This is a genomic window from Pseudoalteromonas sp. MIP2626 (assembly GCF_013414205.1).
Lineage (GTDB): Bacteria > Pseudomonadota > Gammaproteobacteria > Enterobacterales > Alteromonadaceae > Pseudoalteromonas > Pseudoalteromonas nigrifaciens.
In genome coordinates this window covers 1-785 of the sequence record NZ_JAATTW010000126.1, presented here as the reverse complement: position 1 = coordinate 785, position 785 = coordinate 1, and the positions used below count along the sequence as shown (strand labels likewise).

Annotated in this window: 1 protein-coding gene; it reads right to left on the bottom strand. The window is 44.3% G+C overall.

What is annotated here, in order from left to right; genetic code table 11:
- Positions 1–785: elongation factor Tu (gene tuf, locus HC000_RS18325; RefSeq protein WP_179808392.1), on the bottom strand; the 785-nt coding region annotated here is incomplete at both ends.

The following is a 785-nucleotide window of genomic DNA, read 5'->3' as shown; positions in this document are numbered from 1 at the left end:
GTTGTACGGAAGTAGAACTGTGGACGGTAACCTTTGAAGAATGGAGTATGACGACCACCTTCATCTTTTGAAAGTACGTATACTTCTGATTCAAAAGTAGTGTGTGGCTTGATTGAACCAGGCTTAGCTAGTACTTGACCACGTTCAACGTCTTCACGCTTAGTACCACGTAAAAGTGCACCAATGTTCTCACCAGCACGACCTTCGTCAAGCAGTTTACGGAACATTTCAACACCAGTACAGATTGACTTAGTTGTATCACGGATACCAACAATTTCAATCTCGTCGTTGATGCGGATAATACCAGCTTCAACACGACCAGTTACAACAGTACCACGGCCTTGGATTGAGAAAACGTCTTCGATAGGCATGATGAATGCTTTATCGATGTCACGCTCTGGCTCTGGAATGTAAGAATCAAGTGCGTTTGCAAGCTCAACAATCTTATCTTCCCACTCTTTCTCGCCTTCAAGCGCTTTAAGTGCTGAACCTTGAATTAGTGGTAAGTCATCACCTGGGAAATCGTATTCTGAAAGAAGTTCACGAACTTCCATTTCTACTAGCTCAAGTAGCTCTTCGTCATCAACCATGTCACATTTGTTCATGAACACGATGATGTAAGGAACGCCAACTTGACGAGAAAGTAGGATGTGCTCACGCGTTTGTGGCATAGGGCCATCAGTCGCAGCAACTACTAAGATAGCGCCATCCATTTGAGCAGCACCAGTGATCATGTTTTTAACATAATCGGCGTGACCAGGACAATCTACGTGTGCGTAGTGACG